Here is a 15,059-nt window from a genome sequence, read left to right as displayed (position 1 = left end):
CCGGGGCGGACGTCGGGGGCGTCGACGCCCCCCGACGTCCGCCGGCGTCAGAGAACGCCGACGGAGTCCAGCGCCGTGTCGACGTCGGCCGATGCCTCGTCCCCGCCGTCGGTGTTGAGCCCCAGGGCGAACGCACCGTGGGAGGCGTCCATCTCCACCACCACGAGCCGGCCGTAGGGCCCATCGCCCGTGGGGGCACCGACCGAAGCGCCGAACGCGGGGTGGCCGTCGACCTCCTCAGTGCCGGAGGGCGCGACCTCGGGCACCTCGCCTTCGCCGACGAACGTGCCGACGGCATCGGAGGCCAGACGCAGACCGGTCTCCTCCAGGGACTCCGTCCCGTCGAACCGTTGGGACCCGGTGACGATGAAGGCGTCGGGATCGTCGACCGACCCGAGCACCACGTAGGAGGAGTACCCCTGGGGCACCTCGTCGTCACCGAGACGTTCCCATCCGCCGTCGGGCAGCTCGTAGGCCACACCGCTACCGGGGTCGGAGAGGACCCCCTCGGGGGCAGGGGAGTCGTCGCTGGGTTCGGAACCGGCCGTGGGGTCCTCGGCCTCTTCAACGCCCGAGGTGAGTTCCGAGGCGGGGCCGTCGGAGGACAACAGGAACCAGCCCAGTCCAGCGGCGGTGACCAGGAGGAGCAGGGAGGTCGCCACGGCGGCGACGGTGAACGTGACGCGCTTGGCGGAGTCGTGCTCTCCGGTACTGCGGTGCCGGGGGCGGTCGCCGGGCCGGACGGCCGGGCGGGTCGACTCGTCGGAGCGTGCGTTCATGGGTCGACTCCTGACAGGGGGATGGATGCCGTTCGTCGGGACCGTGGTCCCGGATTGGCAATACCCATGTCCGGAGTGGCGGCAAGCGGGTCGGCGGTGGCCGGATCAGGCCGATTTCGTGAAAAGACGGTTGAAGGGCAGAAAACCGTGTCGGGGATGTTCGGAGGACTGTTCCGGGCCGTCTTCGCCCACCCCGAGGGCCCGGTCGAGCTCGTCCGGGCTGAGAGGGCGGTCGGTGTGGGCGGCGGCCGCGAGAACCTCGGCGTAGAGCTCGATCTCGTCCAGGGCGACACCGTCGTGCAGCACCGTGGAGGCACGCGCGTATGCGTCGGCGGAGAGCCGCACGGACACTCACCTCCCGAGGACGACGGCGCCGAGCGCGAGTCGAGGACAGAGAGCGCGGGACACGGACGAGGGGCCGTACCCATGGGGCACGGTGCCTCCAGGTTAGGCCGCAGGGGCACTCGGCACATGACCCGGGAGGACCAGTGCCGGCCCTCATCCGGGTTGACCAGTGCGCTGCGGAGGCAGTGCTTCCGGGCCGTGCCTCAGCGCCAGGCGACGCTTCGGTGGCGCTGAGCGAGCTCGGCGTAATGGGTCGGAGTGTGCTCCAGGACGAGGTGGTCGTTCTCGTTCAGCTCGCGCACGGCCTTCCCGGGAACGCCCGCCCACAGGGTGTTGGGCGGAACGACCTTGCCGGGCGGGACGAGGGCGCCGGCGGCCACCAGGGCCCCCTTGCCCACGCGGGCGCCGCCGAGGACGGTAGCACCGATACCGATGAGGGCGCCCTCCTCCACGACCGCGCCGTGCACCATTGCCTGGTGGCCCAGGCTCACACCGTCGTGCAGGATCGCGGGCTCGCCGGGGTCGGAATGCATCCCGCACTGGTCCTGGATGTTGACGCGTTCGCCGACGACGATGTCCTCGCTGTCGGCGCGCAGTACGCACCCGTACCAGACACTGCTGTGGGCGCCCAGGCGCACGCGCCCGACGACGACCGCGCCGGGCGCGACCCAGGCGGTGGGGTCGATCTCGGGGTTGCCGAACTCGGCCTCGCCGATGTGCGCGCCGGGGTGGGGATGTGTGTCCTTGCCCATCGCCTGGTCCTCTCCAGCGTCGTGCGGACGCGTTTTGTCGTTCCCGTGACGTGTGGGGTGAACGAGAAGTTGACCACTCGGACCCCGTACGGGGATGATCGCGCATACCTTAGTAAGAAGGTGACCAGGGGCCGCACGCCGGTGTACCCCTCGGGGACATTGACGCAGCGTCGCAGAGCGTGCCTACCTTGGTCGTGGCGGACGGTTCTCATGACGCGGCGCCCCGGAAGAGGCCTGTGCCCCCCACAGAGCCGGCGGGACGCGGGGACATCAGGGACATTACGGCTTCGGAGCTCCCACAGCCGGACCTCGCGGATGGTCCCTGGACAATTGGGTACGGGGCAACTCTCACCTTCTGCGACGTGCAGTCGAAACGGTGTTAGGACATGAAGGGCACATGAGCGATATGTTGCCGGGTGGCGGACTGCAGCAAGACAGGTTCCCGACGGTGCGCAAGGGCGGCTACGACAAGGCGCACGTCGACGACTACTACGTCCGGATGGACAACCAGTTCAAGGACCTCCGCGAGCGTCTGCAGCGGATGGACGAGGAACTGGAGCAGTACAAGCGAGACCTCGCGATCGCACGTGAGAAGGCTCAGACCAAGCCGGAACACGAGCAGATCAGCGAGCGCATGGCGGAGATCCTGCGTATCGCGGAGGAAGAGGCCAAGGAGCGCCGCTCCCGGGTCGAGTCCGAGATCGAGGAGGCCGAGAAGAAGGCCAAGGGCGAGGTCTCCCAGTACCGCAAGGAGGCCGAGGAGCACGCGGAGCGCATCGTCTCCTCCGCGCGCGAGGAGGCCAACGGTATGGTCTCCGGCGCGAAGAAGGAGGCCGAGCAGCTGCGTTCCCAGGCCAAGCAGGACGGCGACCGCCGGTTGAGCGAGGCCGAGGCGCGGGCGAAGAAGATCCACGACACGGCCGACCGCCGGCTCGCCACCCTCACGGCCACGCACGCCGAGGCGCTGCGGCGGCTCAAGGACATGCACTCCACCCTGGCCGACCTGGTGGCCGCTGAGGACCAGGCGGGCGCGCTGGAGACGGGGCTGTCCCGTGAGGACACGCCGGAGCCCGAGGCGGCCGAGCCCGAGCAGGGCCCGGGCAGGAAGGGCGGAGAGAAGGCCGGGTCCGGTAAACCCGTGAAGTCCGAGCACGGCCGGGACAAGCCCGCGGAGGAGGCCGTGTCCGCCGGCTCCGCGGAGGACGGCGAGCCGGCCGAGACCGAGAAGTCCGCTGAGTCCGAGAAGCCCGCCGAGGCCGCCGTCCCTGAGGAGAAGGACGGCAAGCCCGCGGACGGGCAGGAGGGCCTGGAACCCACGGCGAAGCTGTCTCCGGTCCCGGAGGAGCCCGACGAGTCCACTGTGCGCATCAAGCCCGCCCAGAAGCCCGAGGAGGACAAGGGCGAGCAGGGCGACCCCAAGGGCCCGCAGGCTGCCTCGGGCCCGCCGCAGGGCGCACGCTTCGACGGTCCGGACCCGGAGGGCAGTGAGCCGCAGGGCCAGGGGGCCCAGGAAAGAGGCGACTCGGGTGTGACCGGCATCTACCGCCAGCCGGAGGGCGGGCGTCAGGCGGCCGGACCGCAGACCGCGCCCCCGGCCGGACCCCAGGCCGCCGCGCCCCCGGCGGATCAGCGGGCGGGTGGCCCGCAGCCCCCGACGGACGGCGAGGGCGTCCGCGTGGTCCGCAAGGAGTAACCGTCGGTTTCCCACAGGGACGTGAGGCCGATGCCGGGGTGGGGTCCGAAGAGGCCCCACCCCGGCGTGTGATCGGCCCATTCTCCGGTGAGCCTCTCGGAAAGGTCCTCGGCACGGGTGTGCCCGGTCGAGCGGCCCGGGGGAGAGGTCGGCCTTCCGCGCGGGGCTCGTGGGGTGCACGGGCGCGGCCGGGCGTGGCTTCTCGAGGTTCCGCGTGCTCCCGGGACACAGGAAACGCTGCGCGTGCGGTGATTTGTGGGGTGATGTGGGGTCCCGTCCTTGTTGTCGCAGCTGTCGGCTACGATGCCGACAGCCATGATGATTCGTGCGGCCATCCGGTCCGACCTCGGAGCGATCCTGCGTCTCCTCCGGGAACTCGGCGACACCACTGATACGCAGGGCGCACAGGTGCGCATGTCGTCCGCGGCCGTGCGTGCCTGGACCCGGATGGAGAACGACCCCGACCGCACCGTTCTGGTGGCCGAGGAGCGCGGCCAGATCATCGGTACCCTCGACCTCGTCGTGGTCGCCAACCTCACCCACGACGCACAACCCTGGGCGATCGTCGACAACCTCGTCGTGGCCCCCGAGGCCCGCGGCGTCGGTATCGGCCGCGCCCTCATGGAGGACGCCGTCGACCGCGCCACCCGGGCCGGGTGCTACAAGGCCGAGCTGCTCTCCCACGATTCCGGGGGTGGTGCTCGTGCCTTCTACCAGGCCCTCGGTTTCGACAACTCCACCGAAGGGTTCCGGCGCTACCTCTGAGGGACCGGTCGTGTGCGGGCCGTCGGACCCGCTGTACAAACCCTCGTGCCGGGCGGCCCCCGGAGAGCACAACTGAGTCGCGGCGGGCTGTCGTATGGGTATCTCTCGACGGGTTCCGGTATGCGGTCACCGTCTGTTGGTGTCAACCTGGAGACCTGGAAGCCAGATCGCGGCCACCGAGGGGTGCAGATGGATCATCCGGACGAGACCGGGGGCGGAACCGGCCCCGCCCGGGGCCGCGAGGCGACGCGTGCACGGATCCTCGCCAGCGCCAAGGAGCTCTTCACCAACGAGGGGTACGGCTCGGTCTCCTCACGCAAGATCGCGGCGCACGCAGGGGTGAACGTCGCGCTCATCAACCGTTACTTCGGGGCCAAACGCGGGCTGCTCACCGAACTCCTGCGCGAGGACGGCGTCTACCCGGGGCTCATCGAGGAAGGTCCGCACGACCAACTGACCCGGCGTCTGGCCGAGCACACCGTCAGCCGTCTGCACGGCGAGGGCACCGCGCTGCAACGGGCCCTGGACGACTCGGCCGGTGACCCCGACCTGCGTTCGGTGTACCAGGGGCGTATCACCTCGGCGATGATCGAACCGCTCGCGGTCTACCTGGGCGGGCCGGAACGGCGGGCGCACGCGCTGCTCATGTCCTCGGTGCTGCTGGGCATCGCCCGCGTGCGTCTGGTCGAGGGTGCGGGGGCATTGTGCGAGATGGAGCGGGAGACCATCACCCGGAGGGTCCAGGACCTGCTGGAGCTGTGCTTGAAGGACTTCGAGGACAGCGACGCGACCTGAGCGGTGCACGCCGCTGCCCGGGTTCACGCACCTGGTGTCACGCGGTTCCCTTGATCATGGTGACGACGGTGACGATCAGGCCGATCACGGGGATGATGGCCGACCAGTACTGCATGGGGACGAAGAAGAACGTGTGCCGATTGCGGTACACGACGGGTTCCCCGGTCCTGGGGTGATACCCCTGCTCGGGTTTGTTGAGTTTACGGCCGAGCAGGAAGATTGCGACGGCGGCGAGTAGAGCCCCGACCAGTGCGCCGTTGCCTCCGGTGCCGACACCGAAGAGTTCCTCGGTGAGCAGTCCGCCTCCACCGGCTCCGAGGGCCATGAAGACGGGGACGAGGATGCCCCAGCCGGTCCAGATGATCATGCGTCGTGCCTCTTCTGCTGTGCTCGTTGTTACGGGGGAACACAAGGTTGGACATCCAGGCCGCATGCTTTGTTCTGGATATTTTCAGGCTTTCTGGGGAAGATGAGTTCCCCCGAAAAGACTGATTCGCGTGGGAGAGGCCGGTCCGGGGTAGAGAACCCTGGTACGGCCTCGGAACGTTCGGCGCGACGCTCAGGCGCGGAGCTTGGCGACGACGTCGATCTCCACGAGGATGTCGGCCAGGTCGGAGCCCACCGTGGTGCGCACCGGGTAGGGGGCACTGAAATGCTCCTCGTAGACGGCATCGAACTCCGCGAAGTCCGCCTTGAGGCTCTCCAGGTGCACGGTCGCCCTGACGACGTCGTCGAGGGTCAGGCCGTGTTCGGCCAGGACGGCGGAGATATTGGCCAGGACCTGTGCGGTCTGCTCTCCGACGCTGGGAGCGACGATCCCGTCCACGGGGTCCTGGGGCCCGAGACCGGACGTGAACAGAAAACCGCCGGCCACGACACCCTGGCTGTAGGCGCCCGCGGGGGCGGGGGCCCGGTCGGTACGGACCGCTTTCTCTGCCATGGGAAAACTCCTTCTCCGGAGGGGTCGGCACCGGCTCGCCCGGGCACCATTACTGGAAACAAAGTTATCAATTTTTGTGCTCCACACGTACCTTGGGCCACACCGACCTCTCCGCGTGTCGGTGCCCGAACGGAGGAACAGTGCAGTCCGAGACCGTGCTCACCGGCGGGCTCGTCGTCGACGGTACGGGCGCATCCGCCCGCCGCGCCGACCTCGTCCTGCGCAACGGGCGGATCACCCACGTCGCCGCACCAGGCCGGACCGACACCACCACCGGAACCGTCGTCGACATCGACGGGCTCGTCGTCGCCCCCGGTTTCATCGACATGCACGCCCATTCCGACCTCGCGATCCTGGCCGACCCCGACCACAGCGCCAAGGTCGCGCAAGGGATCACCCTGGAGGTGCTCGGCCAGGACGGACTCGGGTACGCCCCCGTCACCGACACCACCGCGGACGAACTCTTCGAATGCCTCGCTGGGTGGAACGGCACACCCGACCTGGAACGCGACTGGCGCGGCATCGGTGCCTACCTCGACCGGGTCGACGAGGGAGCCCCCGTCAACGCCGCCGTCCTCGTCCCGCACGGCAACGTCCGCACGGCCGTGGTCGGCAGCGCCGACCGCCCTCCCACCCGTGCCGAACTCGACCGCATGCGCGACATGGTCGCCCGAGGCATGTCCGAGGGCGCGCAGGGCCTCTCCAGCGGTCTGACCTACACACCGGGCATGTACGCCACCGACGACGAGATCGTCGCGCTCCTGGCCCCCGTGCGTGAGGTCGGCGGGTACTACTGCCCGCACCACCGCAACTACGGCTCGCGGATCGTGGAGGCTTACCAGGAGTGCCTGGACGTGGCCCGCAACGCCCAGGTGTCCCTGCACCTGGCCCACTGCCACGTGAACTTCCCCCGGAACCAGGGGCGGGCCCCCGAAGTCCTGGACGCCATCGACGAGGCCACCGTTCGGTACGGCCTCGACGTCACCCTCGACAGCTACCCCTACGGCCCCAGCGCCACCTGCCTGGCTGCACCGATGCCGAGCTGGGCACAGGCCGGAGGCACCGAACTGATCCTGAAACGTCTGCGTGATCCCGCCATCCGTGCCCGCATCCTGCACGAGATCGAGGACGAGGGCACCGACGGCAACCACGGCATCCCCCTGGACTGGGAGAGCATCGTGGTCACCGGGGTCACCGCGCCCCACCTCTCCTGGGCCGTGGGATCCTCGATCGCCGACCTGGCCCGCGAACACGGCCGCCGCCCCGCAGAGCTCTACGCCGACCTACTCGTGGCCGACCGCCTGCGCAGCGGATGCCTGCTCGAGGTCGGTAACGAGGAGAACATCCGCACGATCATGCGGCACGGCGCACACACCGGGGGCAGCGACGGCATCCTCGTGGGCGGTCGCCCCCACCCGCGCGGTTGGGGGACCTTCCCCCGCTATCTCGGCCACTACGTGCGCGAACTCGGTGTCCTCACCCTGGAGGAGTGCGTACGCCACCTGACCTCGCGTCCCGCTGCACGGCTCGGTCTGGACGACCGGGGCGTCGTCCAGGTCGGTTCCGTCGCCGATCTCGTCGTGTTCGATCCGGACACGGTCGCCGCACGCGCCACCTTCGAAGACCCGTGCCGCACACCGGTGGGGATCGAACACGTCCTGCTCAGCGGCGAGTTCACCGTGCGCAACGGTCGACGTACCGACCGGCTCCCGGGGCGTTCCGTCCGCAGGAACGGGCCGTGACCGGTCGCGACCACCGTCGTCGCCTGCTCGGTGCGGCGAGAGGGTCGGCCCGAGCGGACCCGACCCACGAGCGTCCCGCACCCGCCGCCGTGCTCAGCCGATGACGACCGCGCCGGCCAGAACCGGGTCGCCGAAGCTCACCGAGCCGTGTCCGGAGGCGAGGGCCCGGCTGGTCTGGCAGCTCGTCCCCGCGAACAGGGCGAACCGCACACTGCTGTCGCCGTCGATCGTGACGACCCCGCCCTGACCGGTCTCGAGGGGGCGGCAGCCGCCGTTCTCGACGATCTGCTCGTATCCTGATTCGAAGACGACGCGGACCGTGTCCTTGTCGTCCTTGTCCGACATCCCCGAGATCGCGCCGGCGATGGTGGCGGACATGGTGGCGAGGTTCGCAGGGCGAATCGGCACAGGGTTCCCCTTTTCTGCCGGGCCGTCCAGGCACGGAGGTCCCAGCCGCGCACGGAGTTGGTTACTCCGTGTCATTTAGCTACAGGGGTACCGCGAACAGGCGCAGCTCAGGCGGAGTGTCGCCCAATTTCTCCGGGAGCGTGCCATTGGAAACGCGTCCCGTCTCCCCTAAAATCTGCCCCGAAAGCCGTCACGGCCCCGTCGAAGGCCGCAGCACCCGGGAGGAGGGGCACGTGTACTACACCCTGCTCCTCGCCATGGAGTTCCTGGCCCTGGGGGCCCTGCCCTTCGACATGGTCGCCGCACTGGCCCCCGGAAGCCTCGCCCTGGTGGCTGTCGCCGCCGCCTCCTACCTCGCCCTGTACCTGGTGCGGGGCCTGGTGCCCTGGACCACCGGTGAGGCCGCCGCGGACGCCGTGCGTGCGATGCTCCGCAGGTCCGAACGCCTGCAGGTCGTCACGTTGTGCAACCCCGCGGCCGCGGGCAAACCACGTCCCAGAGCACCAGGAGCGGTCCCCGCGACCGCTCGCTGACCTCTGTACGGCCCTGCCGAACCCTCATGGGCAGTTGCTCACCGGGTGACCCGTGCGGTGGTCTCCGACGGGCTCTTCCTTCGGGGACGCCTGCTCGGACGCACCTGGCCCGGGAGAGTGCGTTCTCGGCCACAGGCCAGGAGGAACCCGCGTCCCGAGGAACGGGAGCGAGCGGTCCGAACATCGCGCACCGCATCCGTTCCGGACGAAGGGCATCACCCTTGTACAGCTTCGCTCCCATCGCGGCCGCCATGGACCTGGTCTCCTCGGCCCTGGCCGCGCTCACCGCACTGCTCGTCCCCCTCGTTCCCGCCGCCGCGGCGGGCCTGTCCGTCGTACTCCTCACCATGGGGGTGCGCCTGCTGCTGCTCCCTGTCGGCATCGCCCAGGTACGTGCCGAGAAGGTGCGGGCCCGCATCGGCCCCGAACTGGCACGTATCGGGGCCCGACACCGCGACGACCCACAGAAGATGGTCGCCGAACAGCGCAAGGTCTATTCCGAGGCCGGAACCTCACCCTTCGCCGGCTGCCTGCCCGCGCTCGTACAGATGCCCGTGGTCCTGGCCCTGTACGGCGTCTTCACGGGCGCTTCCGAGGACGCAGGTCCCCTCCTGTCCCACACCTTCGGCGGGGTCGAACTCGGGTCCTCCCTGCTCCCGCTCGCCCAGGGGATGCCGGTGGAACCGGTCTTCGCACTGCTCATCGCCTTCCTCGCCCTGGTGGCATGGGCCCAGCGCAGCTACGTCGTGCTCCCGGCGACGCTGACCGACGCCACCGCGGACGGCCAGGGGCGGCCCGCGATGCCGGGGATCCTCACCTACATGTCCTACGTGCCCGTGGCGATCGCCGCGTTCGTGCCCCTGGCTGCCGGGCTCTACCTGTTGGTCTCCACCGCCTGGGCGCTGGGAGAACGGCTCGTGCTGCGCCGGTTGCTCCCGGAGCGGTCCGGACCGGGGGCGTGATCCCCTTCCGGCACGACGGTGCCCGGGGCACGCGGTCCCGGGCATCCGTGGTTGCGTCTCGGCCCGTTCCGAGCCAGTGGATCAGAACTCCACGGTCACACAGCCCAACCGGTCGCCGGCCTGGCCCGCCTCGCCGTCCTCGGTGGCGGTGTGCTCCTCGTGCAGCACCAGGGACTGCGCCTCACCCTCGCGGAACTGCCACGGGACGGTCGCCGTGGCGTCGCCGTTGCCGCTGTCGTCGGTGGTGAAGTCCAGCCACACCTCGTTGTCGGGGTTGGCGTACTCAGGATCGGTCGAAGGATTGTCCTCGTCGGCGGCCGGGTCGGCCTCGTTCTGGTAGTGCGGGCCCGAGTCGTCGGGTTCGTCCCCGCAGGGCTGGGTGTGTACGTGGGCGCCGAAGTCGCGGTCGGCTTCCAGCCCGGTCGCGGTGAACCGGACCTCGCTCTCCTCTTCCGTGGTGCTCACCTGTACGTCGGCGGTGGCGCCCTCGGGGACGGCCGTCTCGTCGTAGGTGACTGCGCCGGCGCCCTCGCCGGGCGGGAAGAAGGTCGCTGCGGTCACGCTGGGGGAGCTCGTGGGCTCGGCGACCGACTCCTCGTCGCCGGCGGCACCGCTGGTGTCGGGTCCTTCCTCCGAGCACCCGGCGGCGAGCAGTGCGGTCAGGGCGAGGCCGGTGGCGACCTGGATCGTGCGCATAGCGGGACTCCCGGTGTCTTCTCGGCGGTTGTCCGCAATATTACCCAAGGTGTTCACCTGATAACTGTGGGCGCGGAAGGGCTGCCTCGGGGGTCCGAGGGGGTGCACGTGCCCGGTGTGGGGGCCTCGGGTGCAACGCTCCGGATGCTACCGGTCACGTTCGGCACTTTTCGCGGGGCGGCCCGGATCCGACTCCGGCGTGGGGTTTCGGTATGCAAGCGAGGGTGAATTATGTAACGGATGTCACATTGAAGGGTGTGAGACGTGAGCCAGACACCAGATTCCCCCACGTCTGAGAACGACGACGCTCCGGCGCACACCGAGGCCGCCGAGAACGAACTCGAACGCAGCACCGTCGTGCGCCGGGCCGCCGGTCTCCTGCTCGGCCCGGTGCTCGGCCTGGCCGCCTTCGCGGCGATGCCCGAGATCCCGTTGCCCGTCGAGGGCGACGACGGGGCCATGGCGCCGACCGGTGATCTGTCCGCCAACGCCTCGCTCGTCGCCGCGGTCGCCGTCGTCATGGCCGTGTGGTGGATGACCGAGGCCCTGCCGTTGCCGGCCACCGCACTCCTGCCCCTGGCGGTCTTCCCCATCGTCCTGGAGGGCACCTCCATCGACGACGTCACCGCGCCCTACGCCAACGACATCATCTTCCTGTTCATGGGCGGGTTCGTGATCGCACTGGCGATGCAGCGATGGAACCTGCACAAACGGGTCGCGCTCTCCATCGTCGCCGCCGTGGGCACCGGGCCGGTCAGCATCATCGGCGGCTTCATGCTCGCCACCGCTTTCATCACCATGTGGGTCTCCAACACGGCGACCGCCATGATGATGCTGCCGATCGGCCTGGCCGTCATCGGTCTGGTCACCCAGCTCAGGGACGGCCGCACCGACGCCGACTTCGCGACCGCACTCATGCTGGGCATCGCTTACGCCTCGTCGATCGGCTCGGTCTCCACCCTCATCGGGACACCGCCCAACGCCTTCATGGCCGGTTACCTGTCACAGGAACACGACATCACCATCGGTTTCGGACAGTGGATGATCGTGGGCGCACCACTCGCGGCCGTCTTCCTCGTCCTGTGCTGGATCCTGCTGACCAAGGTCGTCTACCCGCCCGAGACCCGGGACCTCGGCGAGGCCCGCTCACACATCCGTCAGGAACTGCGCGACCTCGGCCCCATGTCGCGCGGCGAATGGACCGTCCTGGCGGTGTTCGTCTGCACGGCCGCGGCCTGGATCTTCATCCCGCTCCTGGCTGAGACCGAGGGCATCGGCGGTGCACTGCCGTGGTTGGGCAACTTCACCGACGGCGGGATCGCCATCGCAGCGGCCGTCGTCCTGTTCATCGTCCCCGTCGACGGACGCCGCGGTGTGCGCGCCATCGACTGGGAACAGGCCGTCAAACTGCCGTGGGGCGTACTCCTGCTCTTCGGCGGCGGGTTGAGCCTGTCGGCCCAGTTCGGCTCCAGCGGCCCGAGCCTGTGGATCGGTGAGCGGGTCGAAGGGTTGGGCGAGGTCCCCGGCTGGGTGTGTATCCTCCTCGTCACCGGCATCGTCCTGTTGCTGACCGAACTGACCAGCAACACGGCCACAGCATCGATCTTCGTTCCGGTCATGGCGGGTGTGGCCCTGGGCCTGAACCTGCCGGTCCTGACCCTGGTCGTGCCGGCCGCGCTCGCCGCGAGCCTGGCCTTCATGCTGCCGGTCGCCACCCCGCCGAACGCGATCGTGTTCGGTACCGGCCACATCCGTATCGGACAGATGGTCAAGGGAGGGGTCCTGCTCAACCTCGTGTCCCTCTTGCTGGTGCTCGCCACCATGTACACGACCGTGCTCTGGGTCTTCGGCCTGTGAACACCCCGTTCCCCGTCCGCTCCCGGGCGGGGAACGGGAGCGCACGGGGGTACGGGCCGCCGCGGGCATCCGGCAGACTGGTGGGCCGGAACCACGACCCTCGTTGAACAGGCGACATGCGAACCATCAGACGCGGCGGCGAACACGAGACCGAGATCAAGAAGTCCCGGTTCATCTGTGCCCTGGCACGGGTGGACAGCGAGGAGGCCGCCCGCGCGTTCATCGCCGACCGGCGCAAGGAGCACTGGAGCGCCGCACACAACTGCACGGCCTACGTGCTCGGCGAGGAAGGCAACGTACAGCGCTCCAGCGACGACGGCGAGCCCGGCGGTACCGCGGGTGTGCCCATGCTCGAGGTCCTGCGCCACCGCGAGCTCACCGACACCGTCGCCGTGGTCACGCGCTACTTCGGCGGGATCAAACTCGGGGCCGGCGGGCTCATCCGCGCCTACGGGAACTCCGTGTCGGCCGCCGTCGACGAGTTCGGGGTCCTGGAACGGCGTACCCTACTGGTGGTGGAGGTCCTGGCCGACTACGTGCTCGGCGGGCGCCTGGAGAGCGACCTGCGCGACTCCCCGTACACCGTCCGGGACGTGGTCTACGAAGCACGCGTACGTATCGAGATCGCGCTGTCCGAGGACGAACTCGAGGGGTTCGGGGTGTGGCTCGCCGAGATCACCGGGGGCAGAGCCGACCACGAGGTGAAGGGCAGCACCGTCGTGGAGGTCGAGCCCTAGAATCCCTGCTGTGAACGGGATCCCCCGATCAAGGGGCGGTAACGAGTGGGGGCCGCCGTGTGTCGGTCCTCCGGTAACCGGCTTAGGATTTGCCGTGATACGTCATCGTTCATGGGGAGTAACGGACCATGCGCAGCTCACGCGTGCCCCTCGCCTGTGGCATCGCGGTGCTGTTGGTCACCGGCTGCACGGGCGATCCCGAACCACCCGAGCCGCAGGACGGGAACGAGCAGCCCTCGTCGCCACCGACCGAGTTCCGGGGCCAGGTACCCCCCGGACTGGACGGGGAGATCCTGCGCCACCTGCACGGTGAGGACGCGGACGTGCACCCCGTGCTCGACGACGGGGGAGTGCGCATCAGCCCCGTCGAGGACGCCTTCCTCATCAGCTCCGACGGCGAGGACCAGCACCTCCTCCATGACGCCGCGACCGGGGAGGCCCTGTGGGAGGGCGAGGCGGGCTTCAACGGCTTCGCCTCCGACTCCGACGGCGACCCCGTCCTGCTCATGGCCGACACCGACGACGTGCCCTTCGTACTCGACCCCGAGGGCGAGAAGGTGTGGTCCGCCGGGGACGCCGACGAGGTCTACCTGGACGGGCGGATCGTCGACCACCCCGACGAGTGGTCCGCCGAGGAGCCCGGAGGGGCCTTCACCGTCTCCGACACCGACGGCGACGAGCTGTGGAGCTACGACTTCGAGCCCGCCGAGGAGGAATCCGAGGAAGACGCGGAGGACTCCGACGAGGGAAGCGGGGACGAGGACGGAGGGGCCTCCGAGGACGAGGGCACCGAACCGCCTCTGGGCGTTCCCGTGGCCGCGTGGGACGACACGGTACTGCTGAGCGACGGTGACTCCTCCTTGCAGGCCCACACCCTGGAGCCCGAAGAGGCCGGCGAGGAGCTGTGGTCGGTCACCGGCCGGGACGAGGAACTCGACCTGCCCGATACCGCCGCAGGCGCCGTCCCGCAGATTCTCGGCAAGTACGACCTCCCCGGGAACGAGGACGCCGAGGAGACCGACGAGGACGACGGCACCGACGAGGACGAGGACGGCGCAGAGGACGGGGACGAGGACACCCCCGACGAGGGCCTGCTCCTGTTGCGCTGGGCCCAACCCGAGGCACCCTCCGTCCTGTCGGCGCACGACCCCGACACCGGCGAGACCCGGTGGACGCTCCAGGAGCCCGGCACCAACCCGGCCGCCGAACCCTTCGCCACCGCAGGCGCCACCGGAAGCCTCTACGACGAGGAGACCGGGACCCTGCTGCTGCAGCAGGCCAGCGGAGGAGCCTCCTTCATCGCAGTCGACCTCGCCGAGGGTAAGGAACGCTGGGGCCTGGAGGACGACGACACCGCGATCTCCCCCGCCTTCGCCCACGACGGTCACGTCTACGGAGACCAACGTGGCGGGGACACCGACAGCTCCCAACTGGTGCTGGACGCCGTCACCATGGACGTGGTCGACGACGAACTCTCCGTGCGGGTGGAGGCCGTGACCGAGAGCGGGCACGCGATCCTCGTCCAGGACCGCCAGCGCTTCGTCCACGGCCCGCCTCCGGGCGAGGACACCGACGAGGAGGAAGCCTCGGGATCCCCCGAGGACGAGTCCCCCGAGGACGAGTCCCCCGAGGACGACTGAGACTCGGGGGACTCGTCCTGCCGACCGGCCCGGAGGGCCAACGCCCGTGAGTGCTGAGTTCGCTCCGCGCGCCAAGACCTTCGTCGCGGGAGAGCCGAAGGAAAGGCTGGTCAAGAGGGTCTCGGGGTTCTTTCTGGGGCCGAATCGAGGACGATTTTCTGGAGACCCGGGGCTTCTCCGTCGAGATCCGCGACGGCGAGGACCGTGCGAGAAACAGGGACCGGCAGGACGACTTTCTCTTCTGGTCGCTCCTGGTGGAGCTCGAGGCCGCGGACAGGCTGGGCCTGGACCACTACGTCGCCGTGACCGGGAGGCTTCTGGAGTGCTTCTGGAATGCCGGGATCTCGGCCGTGGCCACCTGCGGTTTCGAGCACCTTCTGCCCTGGAGTGGCGGGATCCGGAGCCCCGGGATGCC

At 69.6% G+C, this 15,059-nt stretch carries 16 protein-coding genes; 9 read left to right on the top strand and 7 right to left on the bottom strand.

Features of this window, described 5'->3' with window-relative positions:
* Nucleotides 1–47: 47 nt before the first annotated feature.
* From D456_RS0121205 to D456_RS0121195, 3 genes are all read right to left on the bottom strand, one after another.
* Nucleotides 48–779, bottom strand: coding sequence for a hypothetical protein (locus tag D456_RS0121205; RefSeq protein WP_017578182.1), 732 nt, complete (start codon nt 777–779; stop codon nt 48–50).
* Between the two features lie 105 nt (nt 780–884).
* A complete protein-coding gene (locus D456_RS0121200; protein WP_239643895.1) occupies nt 885–1,124 on the bottom strand; it encodes a hypothetical protein in 240 nt (79 codons plus the stop codon).
* Nucleotides 1,125–1,327: 203 nt separating this feature from the next.
* On the bottom strand, nt 1,328–1,876 hold the full coding sequence (locus D456_RS0121195) for a gamma carbonic anhydrase family protein (RefSeq protein ID WP_017578180.1): 549 nt from the start codon (nt 1,874–1,876) through the stop codon (nt 1,328–1,330).
* 406 nt (nt 1,877–2,282) lie between these two features.
* On the opposite strand from D456_RS0121195, the gene D456_RS0121190 reads away from it, so the two are divergent.
* From D456_RS0121190 to D456_RS0121180, 3 genes are all read left to right on the top strand, one after another.
* Nucleotides 2,283–3,569, top strand: a complete 1,287-nt coding sequence (locus D456_RS0121190) for an ATP synthase F0 subunit B (protein WP_017578179.1) — start codon at nt 2,283–2,285, stop codon at nt 3,567–3,569.
* Between the two features lie 315 nt (nt 3,570–3,884).
* Entirely contained in the window at nt 3,885–4,334 is a 450-nt protein-coding gene (locus tag D456_RS0121185) for a GNAT family N-acetyltransferase (RefSeq protein WP_017578178.1), read from the top strand.
* A 189-nt stretch (nt 4,335–4,523) separates the two neighbouring features.
* Nucleotides 4,524–5,129: a TetR/AcrR family transcriptional regulator gene (locus D456_RS0121180; protein WP_040699835.1), complete on the top strand. Its 606-nt coding sequence runs from the start codon at nt 4,524–4,526 to the stop codon at nt 5,127–5,129.
* Nucleotides 5,130–5,166: 37 nt separating this feature from the next.
* Here the strand turns inward: D456_RS0121180 and D456_RS0121175 are convergent, their stop codons facing one another.
* Nucleotides 5,167–5,496: a hypothetical protein gene (locus D456_RS0121175; protein WP_017578176.1), complete on the bottom strand. Its 330-nt coding sequence runs from the start codon at nt 5,494–5,496 to the stop codon at nt 5,167–5,169.
* Between the two features lie 192 nt (nt 5,497–5,688).
* Entirely contained in the window at nt 5,689–6,069 is a 381-nt protein-coding gene (locus tag D456_RS0121170; RefSeq protein ID WP_017578175.1) for a RidA family protein, read from the bottom strand.
* A 140-nt stretch (nt 6,070–6,209) separates the two neighbouring features.
* Between D456_RS0121170 and D456_RS0121165 the strand changes: the two genes are divergently transcribed.
* A complete protein-coding gene (locus D456_RS0121165; protein ID WP_017578174.1) occupies nt 6,210–7,811 on the top strand; it encodes an N-acyl-D-amino-acid deacylase family protein in 1,602 nt (533 codons plus the stop codon).
* Nucleotides 7,812–7,904: 93 nt separating this feature from the next.
* On the opposite strand, the gene D456_RS0121160 is transcribed toward D456_RS0121165, so the two are convergent.
* On the bottom strand, nt 7,905–8,219 hold the full coding sequence (locus tag D456_RS0121160; protein ID WP_026116090.1) for a hypothetical protein: 315 nt from the start codon (nt 8,217–8,219) through the stop codon (nt 7,905–7,907).
* Between the two features lie 233 nt (nt 8,220–8,452).
* Here D456_RS0121160 and D456_RS0121155 point away from each other — a divergent pair, with 233 nt between their 5' ends.
* Together D456_RS0121155 and D456_RS0121150 are read left to right on the top strand one after the other, a co-directional pair.
* Nucleotides 8,453–8,752: a DUF6412 domain-containing protein gene (locus D456_RS0121155; RefSeq protein ID WP_017578172.1), complete on the top strand. Its 300-nt coding sequence runs from the start codon at nt 8,453–8,455 to the stop codon at nt 8,750–8,752.
* A 221-nt stretch (nt 8,753–8,973) separates the two neighbouring features.
* Entirely contained in the window at nt 8,974–9,714 is a 741-nt protein-coding gene (locus tag D456_RS0121150; protein ID WP_017578171.1) for a YidC/Oxa1 family membrane protein insertase, read from the top strand.
* 81 nt (nt 9,715–9,795) lie between these two features.
* Here the strand turns inward: D456_RS0121150 and D456_RS0121145 are convergent, their stop codons facing one another.
* Nucleotides 9,796–10,410, bottom strand: coding sequence for a superoxide dismutase family protein (locus D456_RS0121145; RefSeq protein WP_017578170.1), 615 nt, complete (start codon nt 10,408–10,410; stop codon nt 9,796–9,798).
* Nucleotides 10,411–10,674: 264 nt separating this feature from the next.
* Here D456_RS0121145 and D456_RS0121140 point away from each other — a divergent pair, with 264 nt between their 5' ends.
* The 3 genes from D456_RS0121140 to D456_RS0121130 all read left to right on the top strand — a co-directional run bounded on the left by D456_RS0121140 (nt 10,675) and on the right by D456_RS0121130 (nt 14,644).
* Nucleotides 10,675–12,267 carry an SLC13 family permease gene (locus D456_RS0121140; RefSeq protein WP_017578169.1) on the top strand — a complete coding sequence of 531 codons (1,593 nt, stop codon included), beginning with the start codon at nt 10,675–10,677 and terminating at the stop codon, nt 12,265–12,267.
* A gap of 116 nt (nt 12,268–12,383) precedes the next feature.
* Complete coding sequence (locus D456_RS0121135) at nt 12,384–13,004, top strand: YigZ family protein (RefSeq protein ID WP_017578168.1); 621 nt, start codon at nt 12,384–12,386, stop codon at nt 13,002–13,004.
* Between the two features lie 128 nt (nt 13,005–13,132).
* A complete protein-coding gene (locus D456_RS0121130; RefSeq protein ID WP_017578167.1) occupies nt 13,133–14,644 on the top strand; it encodes a PQQ-binding-like beta-propeller repeat protein in 1,512 nt (503 codons plus the stop codon).
* Nucleotides 14,645–15,059: the final 415 nt, after the last annotated feature.

Source organism: Nocardiopsis kunsanensis DSM 44524 (assembly GCF_000340965.1).
GTDB classification, from domain to species: Bacteria; Actinomycetota; Actinomycetes; order Streptosporangiales; family Streptosporangiaceae; genus Nocardiopsis; species Nocardiopsis kunsanensis.
This window is presented reverse-complemented; position numbering and strand designations above follow the sequence as displayed.

What these genes read in the sequence shown, in the direction of transcription:
- D456_RS0121195 (WP_017578180.1), bottom strand. Translation starts at nt 1,876, where the DNA reads ATGGGCAAGGACACACATCCCCACCCCGGCGCGCACATCGGCGAGGCC.
- D456_RS0121180 (WP_040699835.1), top strand. Translation starts at nt 4,524, where the DNA reads ATGGATCATCCGGACGAGACCGGGGGCGGAACCGGCCCCGCCCGGGGC.
- D456_RS0121135 (WP_017578168.1), top strand. Translation starts at nt 12,384, where the DNA reads ATGCGAACCATCAGACGCGGCGGCGAACACGAGACCGAGATCAAGAAG.
- D456_RS0121185 (WP_017578178.1), top strand. Translation starts at nt 3,885, where the DNA reads ATGATGATTCGTGCGGCCATCCGGTCCGACCTCGGAGCGATCCTGCGT.
- D456_RS0121205 (WP_017578182.1), bottom strand. Translation starts at nt 779, where the DNA reads ATGAACGCACGCTCCGACGAGTCGACCCGCCCGGCCGTCCGGCCCGGC.
- D456_RS0121145 (WP_017578170.1), bottom strand. Translation starts at nt 10,410, where the DNA reads ATGCGCACGATCCAGGTCGCCACCGGCCTCGCCCTGACCGCACTGCTC.
- D456_RS0121170 (WP_017578175.1), bottom strand. Translation starts at nt 6,069, where the DNA reads ATGGCAGAGAAAGCGGTCCGTACCGACCGGGCCCCCGCCCCCGCGGGC.
- D456_RS0121130 (WP_017578167.1), top strand. Translation starts at nt 13,133, where the DNA reads ATGCGCAGCTCACGCGTGCCCCTCGCCTGTGGCATCGCGGTGCTGTTG.
- D456_RS0121190 (WP_017578179.1), top strand. Translation starts at nt 2,283, where the DNA reads ATGTTGCCGGGTGGCGGACTGCAGCAAGACAGGTTCCCGACGGTGCGC.
- D456_RS0121175 (WP_017578176.1), bottom strand. Translation starts at nt 5,496, where the DNA reads ATGATCATCTGGACCGGCTGGGGCATCCTCGTCCCCGTCTTCATGGCC.